This is a genomic window from Delftia sp. Cs1-4 (assembly GCF_000214395.1).
GTDB classification, from domain to species: Bacteria; Pseudomonadota; Gammaproteobacteria; order Burkholderiales; family Burkholderiaceae_C; genus Comamonas; species Comamonas acidovorans.
This window is the reverse complement of record NC_015563.1, coordinates 2,791,703-2,806,503: the sequence shown is the minus strand read 5'-3', so window position 1 is coordinate 2,806,503 and position 14,801 is coordinate 2,791,703. Positions and strand designations below refer to the sequence as shown.

Genomic DNA, 14,801 nt, shown 5'->3' with positions numbered 1-14,801 from the left:
GAGAATTCGAGGCGATGGCCCTCTTTCGTAACCAACTCGACGGCCGCATCGTCGTGCTGCGGCCCCTGCATACCTTCGGCCGCCACCCCTCGGTCTGCCAGACCGTCATGAAGGCGCCCGACGTCTCCCAGGTCCACGCACTGTTCCGCTGGAACCGGCAGACCTGGGAAATCGTGGACCAGAGCCGCAACGGCACCATGCTCAACGGCGTGCGCCTGGTCGCCGGCCGCTGGACCGTTTTGGCGGTGGGCGCCAAGCTCAGCATGGGCGAAGGCGCAGAAGCGGCCTGGACCGTGGAAGACCTGGGCCCGCCCATCACCTGCCTGAGCCCCGGCCCGGGCCTGCCCCAGGACGGCCCCCTGGCCCTGAACCCGCGCGGCACCCTGCTGCCCGACGCGCAGGAGCCCGAAGCCAACGTCTTCTTCGAGGACGGCCGCTGGCTGCAGGAGTCCGGCGACGGCACCGAGCCCCTGGTCGATGGCGCCATGGTCCACACCTCCGCAGGCAGCTGGGAATTCGTGCAATGCGACGACCTGGAATCCACGCGCGAAAGCAGCTTCGACCCGCGTGCGCCCAAGCCGCCGGAAGTGTCCTTTCGCTTCACCGTCAGCCAGAACGAAGAGCACGCCAGCCTGACCGTCATGAGCGACGGCAAGCCCATTGCGCTGGGCGAACGCATACACCACTACACCCTGGTCACCCTGGCCCGCGTGCGCCAGCAGGACGCAGAAAAAGGCCTGGCCCCCGCAAGCCAGGGCTGGATAGAGCTCGATGCGCTCTCACGCATGCTGGGCGTGGAGCCCTCGTACGTGAACATCCAGATCTTCCGCGCCAAGCACCAGATCCTCAGCGCCCTGCCCGAATGCGCTGCCTCGCCCGCCCTGGTGGAGCGGCGGCGTGGCAGCCTGCGCTTCGGGGACTTTCCGTTCGAGATCGAAGGCGGGGCGCGCAGCGCCTGAACGGCGAACTGGAACGGAGAACGGCAGGCACACGGCGCATCGCTAGCCGCATGTAATCAGCTGTAATTTTCTTGTTGTGCACACGTGAATAAAGTGGGAACCGGTTCTTGCCGCCTGCGGTGCGAACCCTCTCACCCTCCTCCCGGACCGGGTTGCCCGAGTCCACTGGCGCACCTGGAAGACGCAAATGAGCATGGACATGCGACGTGTACTGTTGATCCCCGCCAGCGCGCGGCCTGTTGACCCTGGCCTGGCCAGCCTTTCCATGGACGCACAGGTCTGGGAAAACGGCTATCCCCTGGTCGTAGGCAAGGCCCGCCACGGCCTGCTGCAGGACTTCTGGCGGCACTACTACGGCGAATCCGCCGCCATGTTCGTGGCCTCCGACCAGCTGCTGGAACTGCACAACGACATCATGGCCGCCATCCCAGCCTGCGTGGGCGAGATGCCCGTGCTGCGCTTTCTCAACGACCTCGGAAGAATGTGCCTGCAGGCGCATGGGGACGGCAGCGGGCTGCAGGTCATCGGCGACTGACGAAACGGATGACTCCTGGGGTTGCCGCGCATCCCTGTCGCGGCATTGGGGCGCATGCGCAATTGCATGCGCCTTTTTTGCGCCCGCCTGACCATGAGCAACGCCCCGGATAGCCCCCCTCTTGCCCTGACCGGCAGCTGCCTGTGCGGCGCCATCGCCTATGAACTGCGGTCCAGCCCCAAGGCCGTGTCGCACTGCCACTGCCGCATCTGCCAGAAGGCCCACGGCGCCGCATTCGCCACCTACGGCAGCGTGCCGGCAAAGGACCTTGTCTTCAGCAAGGGCCAGGAGCAATTGCGCTCCTTTGCCTCATCGCCCGGCATCACGCGCTGCTTTTGCCAGCAATGCGGCTCATCGCTGACGTGGCACAGCGCGCATTACGCAGAGGGCGCCTGGATCTCTGTTGCTTTGGCCACGCTGGATTCGGAGTTGGTGGTGGGTGGGCAGCGGCATGTGAATCGAGGCGTGGGGATGGGGTGGGTGGATTTTGGGATGGGGTGATCGGGGGCTGGTTCGGCCAGGAGCGGCTGGTTGCGACGCCCGCTTGGGTTGGCTGCTTCAGGCTGAACTGCGACATTCACGGCGCAGTGCGTGAGTGGCTGCAACGGTCAAGACCGGTCACTCGCTGGTTGTTCTGCAAGGCGCTGCCGGCGCCCAAGTTCCGAGATTTTTGAATTGGCGGTCATGGCGTCTTCCGTGCGTGGCATTTCTTCGTTTTTTTAGTTGCGTAGGCTGGTCAGCGTTATTTTTGGATCTATTTTTTCTATTTTTCTGTTCGCCAGCGCACATCATGGAAAAAATATTCTGGATGCGCACTTAAATGACCTCATCTCGGATTCGGCAGCAGAACTGAGTTTCATATAAAACACCGCCTTCCCGGCAGCGGGCTTTACGTACGCAGCCGCACATACATGGAATCAAAAAAGCACCATGATCAATAGTGCGGCCTGCTTGAAGAGAAAAATCATCTGATGACCTGGCTTCAGCGTCAGTCATCAAGGTATCCATCACGAGAAATGAACGAAACTCATTTCATTGGAATTGTATGAAAAATTCGGGCGCCCATCATGCCAATATTGAAAACAGGATAATACGCCTGCTTTATCCTGCATCGGCAGATCACTTTGTTGAGCACTGTGAAATCTTCGAATTGATCGCATTATCAGAATTGAGCAAAGCAGGCAACCCTCTGGAGCACGCTTACTTTCCTGAAAGCGGATGCATCTCCTTGGTTATGGAAATCAACAGCAACCATTCCCTGGGACATTCCCTGGGAATAGGCATGGTAGGGAATGAGGCGATGGTCGGGTCAGAAATCATTCTAGGCCATGCAACACCTCCTCCTTGGAAGATCTTGGTACAGCAATCTGGTACCTGCTGGCGAATAAGCCGCACGGATTTAGAAAAGCAGTGCACAGAGATCCCCATGCTCGGTGAATTGATTAAAAAGTTCATACTTGTGCGCTTGCATCAACAGGCACGTTTCACAGTCTGCCTTAACTACCATACGGCAGCCTCCCGTCTGGCCCGATGGCTGTTGATGAGCAGCGACCGATGTGCCGGCAGCTTTCATGTCACACAGCAATTCATGGCACTCATACTGGGCGTACGGCGTGTCAGCATCACCAATATCGCCAGCAGATTTCAGAGCGACGGCATGATTGCCTACAAACGTGGTGAGATGATGGTATTGAACCGCGCAGCGCTGGAAAACAGGGCGTGCAGCTGCTACGCAGCAGACAGACAAATCTATTTAAGAATCATGGGCACCCCGGCCTGAAAGGCCAAAATTCAAAAAGCCAAAAATCCAAGGACGTGCGCCAGCGCACAGACCATCGCTTGGGAACACGATGCAATGCAACTCTACGCCGTGCATTGCAAAGCGCCTTGGAGAGCATCATGAGTCTGACCACCATTCTTCTAATCATCCTGATCCTGGTGCTTGTAGGCGCTCTGCCTTCATGGCCCCACAGCCGCAACTGGGGATACGCTCCCAGCATCGCGATAAGCCTGCTGGTGGTGGTGGTCGTGGTATTGCTGCTTACGGGGCGGGCCTAAGTGCCCTCAAAAACACTGAACTGATAGCCGCTACGCATGCGCTTGGCCCGATACATGGCGCGATCCGCATCAGCAATCAATTGCTCCGCAGACACAGGCCATTCGTGTGCGATCACGATGCCCATGCTGGCCTCCACTTTCAGCTCCAGCCCGTTGCAGTGAATGGGGTTGGCTATTTCCCTGCAGATCATTCTGGCCAGGGCGCGCAGCTGCTCCATTTCCGGAGAGGGCTCCAGCAGGCATGCGAACTCGTCGCCTCCCAGCCTGCACACCAGATCCTCTCGGCGGATGAAGGATCTCAGGCGGCCCGATACGACCTTGAGGACTTCATCTCCCGCACTGTGGCCATGGAGATCGTTGATTGTCTTGAAGCCATCCAAATCCATATACAACACTGCGATGGGAATGGCCTGGGGCATGGCAAAGCCGATCGCTCTGGAAAGCCGATCCAGGAATGAGAACCTGTTCGGCAGGGAGGTCAGATGGTCATGTGTCGCCAGGTGATGCGCTGCGCGTTCATCCGCCTTGGTCCTGTCAAGCTCGAAATGCGCCTTTCCCAGGGCGATACGCGTGTTGTGCAACTCCTCGCGCAGTGAGTCGCATTGCCGTTGCAGGCCTTGCAAACAGGCTTCAAGCCCCTTGCGCATTCGGTTTTCCACGGAGATGCCCAGCCAGTGATTTCGCTCGAAATCCGACTGGATGGCGTGGGGGCGAAGGCCTGCTTCGTCTGCAAAAAAAGGACCTGTTCTTCTTGATCCGATGTGCCTTGGATACCTTTGAGCCATGGTGTTCCTCAGAATTCGCCATGCTTGAGGGAAACGGATGATTCGCAGATCCGGAAGATGAATATCGCCTTCACCATTTCACAGACAAGCCCTTGATCCGCCAGCGATTTCTACATGGCCATGCAGGATGCCAAGCCTGCATGGCCAGGTTTACTTCTTGTCCTTGCCGACCTGGTTGCCGATGACTCCACCGACCGCAGCACCACCGACCGTCCCCACAGCGCTGCCTCCTGTGAGCACGGCCCCGCCGATCGCTCCTGCACCCGCACCGATCGCCGTGCTTTGATCCCTTTTGGACATATTGCCGCAGCCGGCCAGGCCCATCAGCAGGACTGTCGCCGCCAGGGCGAGCGCATTGACCTTGATTTTTTTCATGGGAGAACCTCTTTGAAACGTAGTGGACTGGCGCATGGCGTGGAGGCTGCCCGCCCTGGTCAGGAACGCCGTCCACCGCACCCACGCGCTGCGCTGTGCCTGCCATGCCATCCCACAGTGGCCTGTTCGCACATCGCCGTCGGTGCGGTAGGGCACATCGCCGCGTGTTGCCCGTGAATGTTCGTCTGCGCACAGACGCCGCGGCCTGCGCCCCCTACAAGAGGGCATGTGTCCAAGGGATTGCATCCGCGCAATCCGCACCAGGAGTTCCGCCCATGCCCCGCTTTTCCAACCTCGTCCCGACCTGGGACACCTCCTGCGTCGGCGGGCCTGCCAGCCTGTCCCAGATGGATCGCCTCATGCTCACCGAGCACCTGGCGCACTGCGATGCGCTGAGAAGGCCATTGCTCGCGCTTTGGACGGGATTCACGGCCATCCACCGCATGCTGGGCGAGCGCACGCTGACGGGAATGCTGCTGATCGCAACCCTGGCCGCCGTCGTGTGGCTTGCGCTGTAGTGCGCTGCCCGGAAGCCATGAATGCAAATGCGCAAGCGCTGGAAATGGATACCGCCACATATCAGCCACCTGCTGGATGCCCGCCATGGAGAAGTCCTGGCACCCATCAGGTCGGAGCTTTTTGGCTGCGCACACTTTGAACAGTATGGGATGACCCTGGGGGGCGCGCATGCCGTGGGCCGCCCCCGTTTTGGCCAGGCGACGTTCTATCCACGTCTTGAAAACAATCTCAGATCCCTGCGCACCTCATTCAGGTACATCGCCGGCCTGCACCAGGAGGGCCATGAGCTGGGATCCGGCGCAGAGTGGCTTTTCGACAATTTCCACCTGATCGAGGATCAGCTGCGGGAGATCAGCGAAGGCCTTTCCATCCGCTACTACCGCTCGCTGCCCGTCTTGCAGGAGGCCCCGCTCACAGGCCTTCCACGCATCTACCAGGTGGCATGGTCCTTTGTCGCCCACACCGATGGTGCCTTCGATGAATCGCTATTGACCTGTTTTCTTGACGCATACCAGAGCAAGAGCGAACTCAGCCAGGGTGAGCTCTGGGCGCTGCCCACCACGCTGCGGGTGATTCTGATCGAGAATTTGAGGCGCCTGGCGGAGCGTATTGCGTGCCAGGCGGCGGCCAAGGAGGTGGCCACCCTGGCTGCGGGCCATATCGACAGGCTCGATGCCGCCGGCTTCCACGAAATCCACCGCTTGATGCAATTGCGCGGCGTAGGCCAGGTCTTCCTGTCCCATCTGGCGCAAACACTCTTTGGGCATCGCTCGGTCTTCAGCGACGGCGCGTACATGCAGATCGAAGAGTGGCTGCGCAGTGCAGTGCCCGATCTGGCGGCACTGCAGGTGCAGCAGCATGCCGACAGCGCGGCCGACCACCTGAGCGTGGGCAATGCGGTGGCCTCGCTGCGGCTGGTGGGCGCCGGGGACTGGCCCGGTATCGTGGGCAGGACCAGCCTGGTTGTGCGCGCACTGCAAGCCTCGCCCGTTTTCCTGGCCGAGGACGATGCCAGCCGCAACACTACGCTGCATGGCATAGAGCGCCTGGCCGCGCGCAGCCCTGATCGCTCCGAGGCCGCCGTGGCCAGGGCCCTCATCCGGTTGATGGGCCAGTCGCAGGGCGCAGCCCAACTGGCCGGGTACTGGCTGCAGGGCGAGGGACGCGCCCAACTGGAGGACATGTTCGGCGCGCGACGGCCCCTGTCGGACCGCTGGTATGCCATCCTCCTGGTGTCGCGCACGGTCACCTACATCGGCGCCGTTGTGGCAGCCTCGCTGGCCCTGGTGGCATGGATGCTGCACCTCAACGGCGCAGGCAATGCCGCCGCGATGCAGGGTCCGCTGGGGCCCCTGGGCCCGCTGGACGCATGGGTGGGCCATGCAGGCCTGGCCCTGCTGGGACTGCTCATGTTTTTCCCGGCCTCCGAGGCGGTTTTGGCCCTGGTGAACCGGCTCATATGCGAGTCCGCAACTCCAGCGCATCTGCCGCGCTTTCTCTTGAAGGAGGGGATCGGCCCCTCGGCGCGCACCCTGGTCGTCATTCCTGCGCTGCTGAGCAAGCCTGCTGCCATCTCCGAACTGGCACACCGCCTGCAGCTGCACTATCTCGCCAATCCCGAGCACTGTGTCCATTTCGCGCTGCTGAGCGATTGGGCGGATGCGGACCGGCAGGGCACGGCCGACGATGAGCCGCTGCTCGCGCAGGCACGCGAACAGATACAGGCGCTCAACCTGTGCTACCCCGCCGGCGAGGGCCAGGCGCAGCGCTTTTTGCTGCTGCACCGCCCCCGGTCCTTCAGCGCGACGCAGGGCCTGTGGATGGGCTGGGAGCGCAAGCGCGGCAAGCTCGAGCAACTGGTGACGGCGCTGGCGACGGAAATGCCGGCCCCCTTCCTGGAGATGGGCGTGCTGTCCGATCTGCCTGCCGGCGTGCGCTATGTGCTGACGCTGGACAGCGACACCGAACTGCCGCCGGGCCAGGTCAGGGCCTTGGTGGGCATCGCCGAGCACCCGCACAACCAGCCCGAACTGGATGCCACCGGGCGCAAGGTCATACGCGGCTACGGCATCCTGCAGCCGCACGTGGTGGCACCCTTGCCGCAGACGCGGCAAACCTCTGCCTGGCAGTGGCTTTTTTCCGGACAGCGGGGCATGGACCCCTACAGCGCAGCCACTTCGGATGTGTACCAGGACCTCTTTGGAGAAGGCAGTTTCATCGGCAAGGGCCTTCTCCATGTGCAGGCCCTGCACGCCGTGCTGTCGCAGCGACTGCCCGAGGACCGCATCCTCAGCCATGACCTGCTGGAAGGCTCGCTGGCCCGCTGCGCGGCGATCTCCGATGTGACCGTGATGGAGTCGGACCCGCTGCACAGCGACACGGCAGCAGCCCGGCTGCATCGCTGGGTGCGCGGGGACTGGCAATTGCTGCCCGTGCTGTGGCACGGCAGATACTGGCAACTGGCGGTCATCCACCGATGGAAGCTGTTCGACAACCTGCGCCGCTCCCTGGTTGCGCCCGTGTCGCTGCTGCTGATCGTGCTGTCCATGGCAGGACATGGCCTGGCCCTGCCTTTGTCCCTGGCACTGGCGGCGGCGGCCTGCATCACCGGGCCGTTGATAGGCGCCATCGCCGGTGCCCTTCCGCACCATGCGCGATTCGTGGGCAGCCGCTTCGCCCTGCAGTGCGCACGGCAGTTGCTGCAGGTAGCACTGTCCGGCGCGTGGTACCTGGCGCAACTGCTGCCGCAGGCCATGCTCCACGCGGATGCCGTGGCCCGCACGCTGTACCGCATGGCCGTAAGCAAAAGGCATCTGCTGGAATGGACCACCGCCGAAGCATCCCATGCCGCCATCCGGCCCGGCTGGGCGCCGGCCTTGTCAAGGCACTGGCACAGCACCGTGCTCGCGCTTGCGCTGCTGGCGGCCCTGTGGCTGCTGCCCGCCCCGCTGCCAGCCGCGGCATGGCTGCTGCTGTCCGCCTGGGTTTTCACCCCGGCCCTGGTCTGGCTGTGCAATGCCCCGTGGCGGGGCCCTTTCAGCCATGCAGGGCTGCAGACCACAGACCGCGAACTGCTGCAGGACATTGCGCGTGACACCTGGCGGCTTTTCGAGCGCTGCGTGGGCGAAGGCGACAACCACCTGCCCCCGGACAACCTTCAGACGGCGCCGTTCGAGGTGCTCGCCCACCGGACCTCTCCCACCAACATCGGCCTTTATCTGCTCAGCGCCGTCTGTGCGCGGCAGTTCGGCTGGATAGGGACCCAGGATCTGCTGATGCGCCTGGAAGCGACCTCGGCCACGCTGGCCAGGATGGAGCGCCACAACGGCCACTTCCTCAACTGGTATGACACCCAGAGCCTGCAGCCGCTGCTGCCTCGCTATGTCTCCACCGTGGACAGCGGCAACCTCGGAGCCCATCTGCTTGCCGTATCCCGCGCCTGCCTTGAGCTGGCCCGCGCCCCGCTGGATCCTGCGGCCAGCCAGCAGGCGATCCGTGCGGCCAGGCGCCGGTTGAAACCCTGCCTGGCGGGCGCAGCGCGCCTGTTGCAGCGCCCGCTGCAGCAGACGGCTATCGGCCAGTTGCTGGACAGCCCCCTGGCCGATCCCGCAGACATATCGGCCCAGATGATGCTGCAGGGATTGCTGCGCGACGCCTTTGCGGAGCTTCACGCGCTCGATCTGCCGGAACCTGGGGCCGTGGCCGACACCCCGCCCGGGCCGCAGGACCCCTTGCCATGGCTGCTGGCCGACCTGCTGGCCACCCTGCAGTCGGCGGCCCTGGACGTCAGCGCCGTCGGCGCGGGGCAGCAAGATGCGATCTCCCTGCGCCTGCGGACGATGGCCTACACCCTGGAACAGCTGGCGTGGGATGCGGATTTCCGTTTCCTGCTCGACCCGCGGCGGCAATTGCTACACATAGGCTACCGGCTCGAGGAGCAGCAGCTCGACGCATCGTTCTACGACCTGCTGGCCTCCGAGTCCCGCACCACCAGCTTGCTGGCCATTGCCAAGGGCGACCTTCCCGCCAGGCACTGGAAGGCGTTGGGCCGGCCGTTCTTCGCCCATGGCCGCAACGCGATTTTGCGGTCCTGGTCGGGGTCCATGTTCGAGTACCTGATGCCTTCGCTGGTGGCAGTGGAGCCAGCGGGCAGCGCGCTGGACGAGGCCAACCGCTGCGCACTGCGCGAACAGATGGCTTTTGCCAAGGGCCTGGGCATTCCCTGGGGCATGTCGGAAAGCGCCTATGCGGCGCGCGACCAGTCGCTGGCCTACCAGTACGCCTCCCAGGGAGTGCCCTGCCTGGCACTGCGCCGCACGCCGATGGCAGAGAAAGTCATCGCCCCCTACGCCACGGCGCTGGCCTGCCAGGTGGCTGCGGTGCCTGCGTGCGCGAACTTCCGCGCGCTGGCCTCCCTGGCTGCGCGCGGGCGCTATGGCTTCTACGAGGCCCTGGACTTTTCTGCCGCACGGCAAATCCATGGCGGAAGGTTCACGCTCGTCAGCACCTACATGGCCCATCACCAGGGCATGACCATCGTGGCCCTGGCCAATGTGCTGCTGCAAGGGGTTGCACAGCGCTGGGGCTCTGACCACCCCCGCATCCAGGCCATGTCCACGCTGCTGCAGGAGCGCACCCCCCGCGAGCTTGCAGGCCTGAGGCCCGGCGCGCTGGCCGCACCCTTTTTGCATGCCCAGTCCCGACGGCCTGCCAACGCGATCCGCACCGTCGTCCCGGGGGCCCGGGCCCTGGAGCCGACCCTCTTGCTGAGCAATGGGCGCTACAGCGTTGCATTGCGCGCCAACGGAGCCGGATGGAGCCGCCTGGGCAACACCCACATCACGCGCTGGCGCGACGACCTGCTGCGCGATGCGCACGGGAGCTTTGTCTACCTGCGAACGGACCGGGACAGCGCCCCGGTGTCCGTGACCCGCAGCCCTGCGCCCGACCCGCAGGCGGCCTACACCAGCACGTTCCACCCGGACCGCATGTGCTTCGATGCCCGCTGGCCGCAATGGCGTGTGCGCACCACGGTCTGGATCAGCCCTGAAGACGATATAGAGCTGCGCAAGGTCGTGCTGAACAACCTGGGTAACCTGCCCATGGACGTGGAGCTGATATCGGCCATGGAGGTGGTCCTGGCCGGCGCGGGCGCGGACGAGGCCCACCCGGCGTTCTCCAGCATGTTCGTGAAGGCGCAGTGGCTGGCGCAGCAGCAGGGCATGCGTTTTGAGCGGGTTGCCCGCCACAAGGAGGAGAAGGTGGTGCAGATGGCCCATTTCGTGGCCGGCACGCAGGGGGAGGTCCTGGGCCTGCGCTACCAGAGCGATCGGGCGAAATGGGCCGGCCGCAATCACGCGGCCAGCCAGCCGCAGGCGTGCCTGGAGCCCTCACCGGGTGAAGCTGTCGCGCTGGACACCGGCCTGGATCCCGTCGCCGTGCTGGGCGTGCGCATGCGCGTGGGCCCTGGCGGACAAGTGACCGTGGTGTTTGCGACGGCCGCCTGCGACAGTGCCAGCACCCTCATGGCCATCCTGGACAAGTACCGCCAGCCCAGCTATGTGGAGCGCACCTCCGTGATCTCCGCCACCTTGGCGCAGGGCCAGGATGCCCTGCAGCACCGGCCCCGGCCCGAGTACCTGCCGGCACTGCAACTGCTGGGCACGGCGCTGATGTTCACCCTGCCCAAGCTGCAGCCCGGCCTGCACCCGCATCGCGCAGGCGCCGTCCGCCTGCCGCAGATCCAGGACCGGCGCGTGCTGTGGCAGTTGGGCCTTTCGGGCGACAGGCCGATCATCGTGGTGAGTGCCGCGGCGCCCCAGGGCCTGGGCCTGCTGCGCATACTGGGACAGGCCCTGGGCGAATGGTCGCGCGCCGGCGTAGCCTGCGACCTGGTCGTGCTCAGCAGCGAGTTCCACTCCTACTACATGCCGGTGCAGGCCGAGCTGAACGCCATCGGCGAACAGCATGAGGCGGCCGGCAACGCTCGCCCAGGGCTCAGCACGACAGGCTTTCATGTCCTGGGCCAGGACACGCTCACCCCCGCGCAGGCAGCCTGCCTGGAGCGCCTGGCATGTGTGCGCCTGCATGCCGATGGCCGTGCATTGCTGCAACAGATCCATGCCTGGAGCGAGCAGTTCGAGGCCCAGGCCAGCCGGCGGCGCACAGCGCATCTGCCTCAGAAAATACCGGTCCAGCCAAGCCGGGGCTCGGCTGTCCCCGCATCGACCGGACAGTTCCTCGGTGACCGTGGCCACTTCCAATTCGATGTCAGCGCATCCCGGCGTCCAGGCAGGCCGTGGATCAACGTCCTGGCCAACCCGGGCTTCGGAGGGCAGATATCCGAAAGCGGCGCAGGCAATACCTGGGCGATCAACAGCCGGCTCAATCAGGTCACGGCCTGGTCCAATGATCCCGTCTGCGACATGCCGTCCGAGTGGTTTTTTCTCCAGAACCGGCGCACACGCGAGACATGGAGCGTGGCCCCCAGCGCCTGGGGGCATGCCCAGGCCCGCTACAGCGTGGTGCATGGCCAGGGCTTCACTGAAATCGCCCACCGCCACGGCGACCTGGGCATCCGTGCGCGCTGGTGCGTGGACATCAGGACGGCCGTCAAGCAAGTGCGCATCACCGTGGTCAACCATGGCAACTCCAAGATGCACCTGAGGATGGCTGGCATGGTGGAGTGGATGCTGGGCGAGCGCCGGGCCGACCGCGCCACGCTGGAGACCATGGCCCTGTGGGCACCGGCGCCCGACAAGCGCTTTCTGGGCCTGCTATGCACCCAGACCGAGGCTGCGGGCGGCTTTGGCGGCGGCACGGCTTTCTTCTGCGAATCGCATGCCGGCGAAGGTACCCTCGCCGGAAAGCACGACAGCCTTGACTGGACCTGCGACCGCAGCGAGTTCTTTGCATCCGACGGACATTTGCAGCTCCCGGCACAGCTGGGGCAGCGCAGCGGATACGGGCTCGAACCCTGCGCAGCCCTGTCGCGCCTGGCCACGCTTCGGCCCGGCGTGACCTGGGAGCAGACCTATCTGATCGGCCATGCAACGAGTCCCGATGCGGCGCGCCAGTTGCTGGAGCAAGCCACCGTCCTAGCCCCCCAGGCACGAGAACAGGCCAACAGCGACTACTGGGATGGCCTGCTCCAGGCCACGCAGATCCACACGCCCGATCCGCTGATGGACGTGCTTGTGAACCGCTGGCTGCCCTACCAGACGGTCTCCTCGCGGCTGTGGTCCAAGGCCGGTTTCTACCAGGCGGGAGGCGCCACCGGTTACCGCGACCAATTGCAGGACGCCATGGCGCTTGTCTGGGCCGATCCCGGCGTGCTGCGGCAACAGATCACGCTGTGCGCCTCACGGCAATTCCTCGAAGGGGACGTGCAGCACTGGTGGCATGCGCCTTCGGGTGCCGGCGTGCGCACCCGCTGCAGCGACGACCTGCTGTGGCTGCCCTTCGCCTGCTCGCACTATCTCCAGGCCACTGGCGACACGGCGCTGCTGCAGCAGCAGGTTCCGTTCCTGGAGGCGCCCGCCATTGCCGACGGCGTGGACGACGTCTACGAAACACCGGGCATCAGCGAAGTTTCGGCTTCGGTCTACGAGCATGCGGCGCGCGCCATCGACCGCAGCCTTGCCGTGGGCGTGCACGGCCTGCCCCTGATGGGCGCAGGAGACTGGAACGATGGCATGAGCGCTATTGGTCACCAAGGCCGGGGCGAATCGGTATGGCTCGCCTGGTTCCTGTGCGCCATCGTCACGGACTGGATACCGCTGGCACGCGGCTGCGGCGACGAAGCACGCACCGACGCCTGGCAGACAGCCCTGTCCGGCTGGCGCCAGGCCCTGGATGTTGCAGGCTGGGATGGGCGCTGGTACCGGCGGGCGTTCTTCGATGACGGCACGGTACTGGGTTCGGCCCGGCAGCCCGAGGCGCGCATCGATCTGATTGCGCAGGCCTGGTCGGTCCTGGTCACCACGTCAGGCACCTCGCGCCCGCGCATTGCCATGGAAGCGGTGGACACGGAGCTGGTCCAGCCCGATACAGGCCTGATCCCGCTGCTGGCACCGCCCCTGGTCCATGGCCTTCCGCATGCGGGCTATATCCAGGCCTACCCGGCAGGGGTGCGGGAAAACGGCGGGCAGTACACCCATGCCGGAGCGTGGGCCGTGATGGCCGCCGCTTCGCTGGCCCTGCGCCAGGCGGCGCACGCCACCGCCACCGGCAGCGAGCGCCTCCAGGACACACCCTACCGGTACTTCACCTACCTGAGTCCGGCCCATCGCGCCAGCCATCCCGTATGGGGCAGCCAATACGCCATCGAGCCTTACGCCATGGCAGCAGACGTATACACCCAGCCCCCTTTTGTCGGACGGGGCGGATGGAGCTGGTACACGGGCTCGGCTGCATGGATGCATCGCGCCGCGGTGGAATCCATCCTGGGGCTGCACATACACGCCGGGGAACTGTTCTTCACCCCCTGCCTTCCTTCCCATTGGCCCCAGGCCGAACTGGTATTGAAACGGGAGGGCCGCAGCATGCGCTTTCTCCTGATTCGCGGCAGCACCGACGCGCTGGCGGCCAGGTGTGCCGTGGAGGGCGCGGTCATGCTCCAGGTATCGCAGAGGCTGCGCTGGACAGAGCTGGCAGCGCACAGCTGCTTTGTCATCCCTGTGCAAGAGGCCGCGATCGGGACCTAGCAAGCCGTGATGTCCGGCAGCAACCGGTCGTACTCTTTTCTCACCACCGCATAGCACTCGCAGGAGCGCTGCTCCAGGCCCGTACGGTCCAGCACACTGATGCGGCCACGCGAATAGCGGATGATCTCGGCGCGCTGCAGCTTCAGCGCGGCCTCGGTCACTCCCTCGCGGCGGACTCCGAGCATGTTGGAGATCAGCTCCTGCGTCATCACAAGGTCCGTGCCCTGGAGCCGGTCCAGGCTCAGCAGCAACCAGCGGCAAAGCTGCTGGTCAAGTGAATGGTGACGGTTGCAGACGGCGGTCTGGGCCATCTGGGTGATCAACGCCTGCGTGTAGCGCAGCAACAGGTGAAGAACCGGGCCACCGCGCTCGAACTCCGCCTGCATGGCGCCGACCTTCAGCCGATAGCCCCTGCCGGCGCTTTGGACGACCGCCCTGCTGGTCGTGGACCCTCCTCCCATGAAGAGGGAAATGCCCACAATCCCTTCGTTGCCCACCACCGCGATCTCCGCCGACGCACCGTTCTCCATCACGTACAGCAGGGAGACGATCGCCGTCGTGGGAAAGTACACATGACTCATGACCCGGCCCGCTTCATACAGCACCTGACCCAGGGCAAGCTCCACGGGCTCCAGCGCAGGCTCCCACCGCTGCCATGGCTCGGGCGGCAAGGAGGCGAGCAAATGATTGCCGGTGGACGCGGCGCAAGAGGGCATAAAGGCAATTCCAGTGCAGTCATCCCGGCACTTCAAGAGAGTCTGGAGACAGCAGAAATGACGCTCCTGCATCTTACGGGCCAGGCCCACCGGCTCTGTGCGGTACCGCACATACCGGCAGTGGCATCTGTGCCTGGCCCTGCGGCCCC

10 protein-coding genes are annotated in these 14,801 nt (G+C 64.6%); 7 read left to right on the top strand and 3 right to left on the bottom strand.

Annotated features, from left to right (window positions below; all coding sequences use genetic code 11):
* Nucleotides 1–14: 14 nt before the first annotated feature.
* The 5 genes from DELCS14_RS12330 to DELCS14_RS12310 all read left to right on the top strand — a co-directional run bounded on the left by DELCS14_RS12330 (nucleotide 15) and on the right by DELCS14_RS12310 (nucleotide 3,552).
* The gene (locus tag DELCS14_RS12330) at nucleotides 15–959 is read left to right on the top strand and encodes an FHA domain-containing protein (protein ID WP_012206172.1); all 945 of its coding nucleotides are present in this window, start codon (nucleotides 15–17) and stop codon (nucleotides 957–959) included.
* Nucleotides 960–1,158: 199 nt separating this feature from the next.
* The gene (locus tag DELCS14_RS12325) at nucleotides 1,159–1,494 is read left to right on the top strand and encodes a hypothetical protein (protein WP_223275358.1); all 336 of its coding nucleotides are present in this window, start codon (nucleotides 1,159–1,161) and stop codon (nucleotides 1,492–1,494) included.
* 93 nt (nucleotides 1,495–1,587) lie between these two features.
* Nucleotides 1,588–1,995, top strand: coding sequence for a GFA family protein (locus DELCS14_RS12320; protein ID WP_043796720.1), 408 nt, complete (start codon nucleotides 1,588–1,590; stop codon nucleotides 1,993–1,995).
* A 544-nt stretch (nucleotides 1,996–2,539) separates the two neighbouring features.
* Entirely contained in the window at nucleotides 2,540–3,274 is a 735-nt protein-coding gene (locus tag DELCS14_RS12315) for a Crp/Fnr family transcriptional regulator (protein WP_013801901.1), read from the top strand.
* A gap of 119 nt (nucleotides 3,275–3,393) precedes the next feature.
* The gene (locus DELCS14_RS12310; protein WP_013801900.1) at nucleotides 3,394–3,552 is read left to right on the top strand and encodes a DUF3309 family protein; all 159 of its coding nucleotides are present in this window, start codon (nucleotides 3,394–3,396) and stop codon (nucleotides 3,550–3,552) included.
* Here the strand turns inward: DELCS14_RS12310 and DELCS14_RS12305 are convergent.
* Together DELCS14_RS12305 and DELCS14_RS12300 are read right to left on the bottom strand one after the other, a co-directional pair.
* The gene (locus tag DELCS14_RS12305; RefSeq protein ID WP_049801383.1) at nucleotides 3,549–4,199 is read right to left on the bottom strand and encodes a GGDEF domain-containing protein; all 651 of its coding nucleotides are present in this window, start codon (nucleotides 4,197–4,199) and stop codon (nucleotides 3,549–3,551) included. The genes DELCS14_RS12310 and DELCS14_RS12305 overlap by 4 nt on opposite strands.
* A gap of 288 nt (nucleotides 4,200–4,487) precedes the next feature.
* Nucleotides 4,488–4,661 carry a glycine zipper 2TM domain-containing protein gene (locus DELCS14_RS12300; protein ID WP_085929082.1) on the bottom strand — a complete coding sequence of 58 codons (174 nt, stop codon included), beginning with the start codon at nucleotides 4,659–4,661 and terminating at the stop codon, nucleotides 4,488–4,490.
* 326 nt (nucleotides 4,662–4,987) lie between these two features.
* On the opposite strand from DELCS14_RS12300, the gene DELCS14_RS12295 reads away from it, so the two are divergent.
* Nucleotides 4,988–5,230 carry a hypothetical protein gene (locus tag DELCS14_RS12295; protein WP_013801897.1) on the top strand — a complete coding sequence of 81 codons (243 nt, stop codon included), beginning with the start codon at nucleotides 4,988–4,990 and terminating at the stop codon, nucleotides 5,228–5,230.
* Between the two features lie 150 nt (nucleotides 5,231–5,380).
* Nucleotides 5,381–13,936, top strand: coding sequence for a glucoamylase family protein (locus DELCS14_RS12290; protein WP_157158262.1), 8,556 nt, complete (start codon nucleotides 5,381–5,383; stop codon nucleotides 13,934–13,936).
* On the opposite strand, the gene DELCS14_RS12285 is transcribed toward DELCS14_RS12290, so the two are convergent.
* Nucleotides 13,933–14,652 (bottom strand): Crp/Fnr family transcriptional regulator, encoded by a 720-nt coding sequence (locus tag DELCS14_RS12285; RefSeq protein WP_013801895.1) that lies wholly within the window; start codon nucleotides 14,650–14,652, stop codon nucleotides 13,933–13,935. The genes DELCS14_RS12290 and DELCS14_RS12285 overlap by 4 nt on opposite strands.
* Nucleotides 14,653–14,801 lie beyond the last annotated feature (149 nt).

Coding starts and splice junctions, on each gene's coding strand:
- DELCS14_RS12320 (WP_043796720.1), top strand. CDS start 1,588: ATGAGCAACGCCCCGGATAGCCCCCCTCTTGCCCTGACCGGCAGCTGC.
- DELCS14_RS12325 (WP_223275358.1), top strand. CDS start 1,159: ATGCGACGTGTACTGTTGATCCCCGCCAGCGCGCGGCCTGTTGACCCT.
- DELCS14_RS12305 (WP_049801383.1), bottom strand. CDS start 4,199: ATGCGCAAGGGGCTTGAAGCCTGTTTGCAAGGCCTGCAACGGCAATGC.
- DELCS14_RS12285 (WP_013801895.1), bottom strand. CDS start 14,652: ATGCCCTCTTGCGCCGCGTCCACCGGCAATCATTTGCTCGCCTCCTTG.
- DELCS14_RS12300 (WP_085929082.1), bottom strand. CDS start 4,661: ATGGGCCTGGCCGGCTGCGGCAATATGTCCAAAAGGGATCAAAGCACG.
- DELCS14_RS12330 (WP_012206172.1), top strand. CDS start 15: ATGGCCCTCTTTCGTAACCAACTCGACGGCCGCATCGTCGTGCTGCGG.
- DELCS14_RS12290 (WP_157158262.1), top strand. CDS start 5,381: ATGACCCTGGGGGGCGCGCATGCCGTGGGCCGCCCCCGTTTTGGCCAG.
- DELCS14_RS12310 (WP_013801900.1), top strand. CDS start 3,394: ATGAGTCTGACCACCATTCTTCTAATCATCCTGATCCTGGTGCTTGTA.
- DELCS14_RS12315 (WP_013801901.1), top strand. CDS start 2,540: ATGAAAAATTCGGGCGCCCATCATGCCAATATTGAAAACAGGATAATA.
- DELCS14_RS12295 (WP_013801897.1), top strand. CDS start 4,988: ATGCCCCGCTTTTCCAACCTCGTCCCGACCTGGGACACCTCCTGCGTC.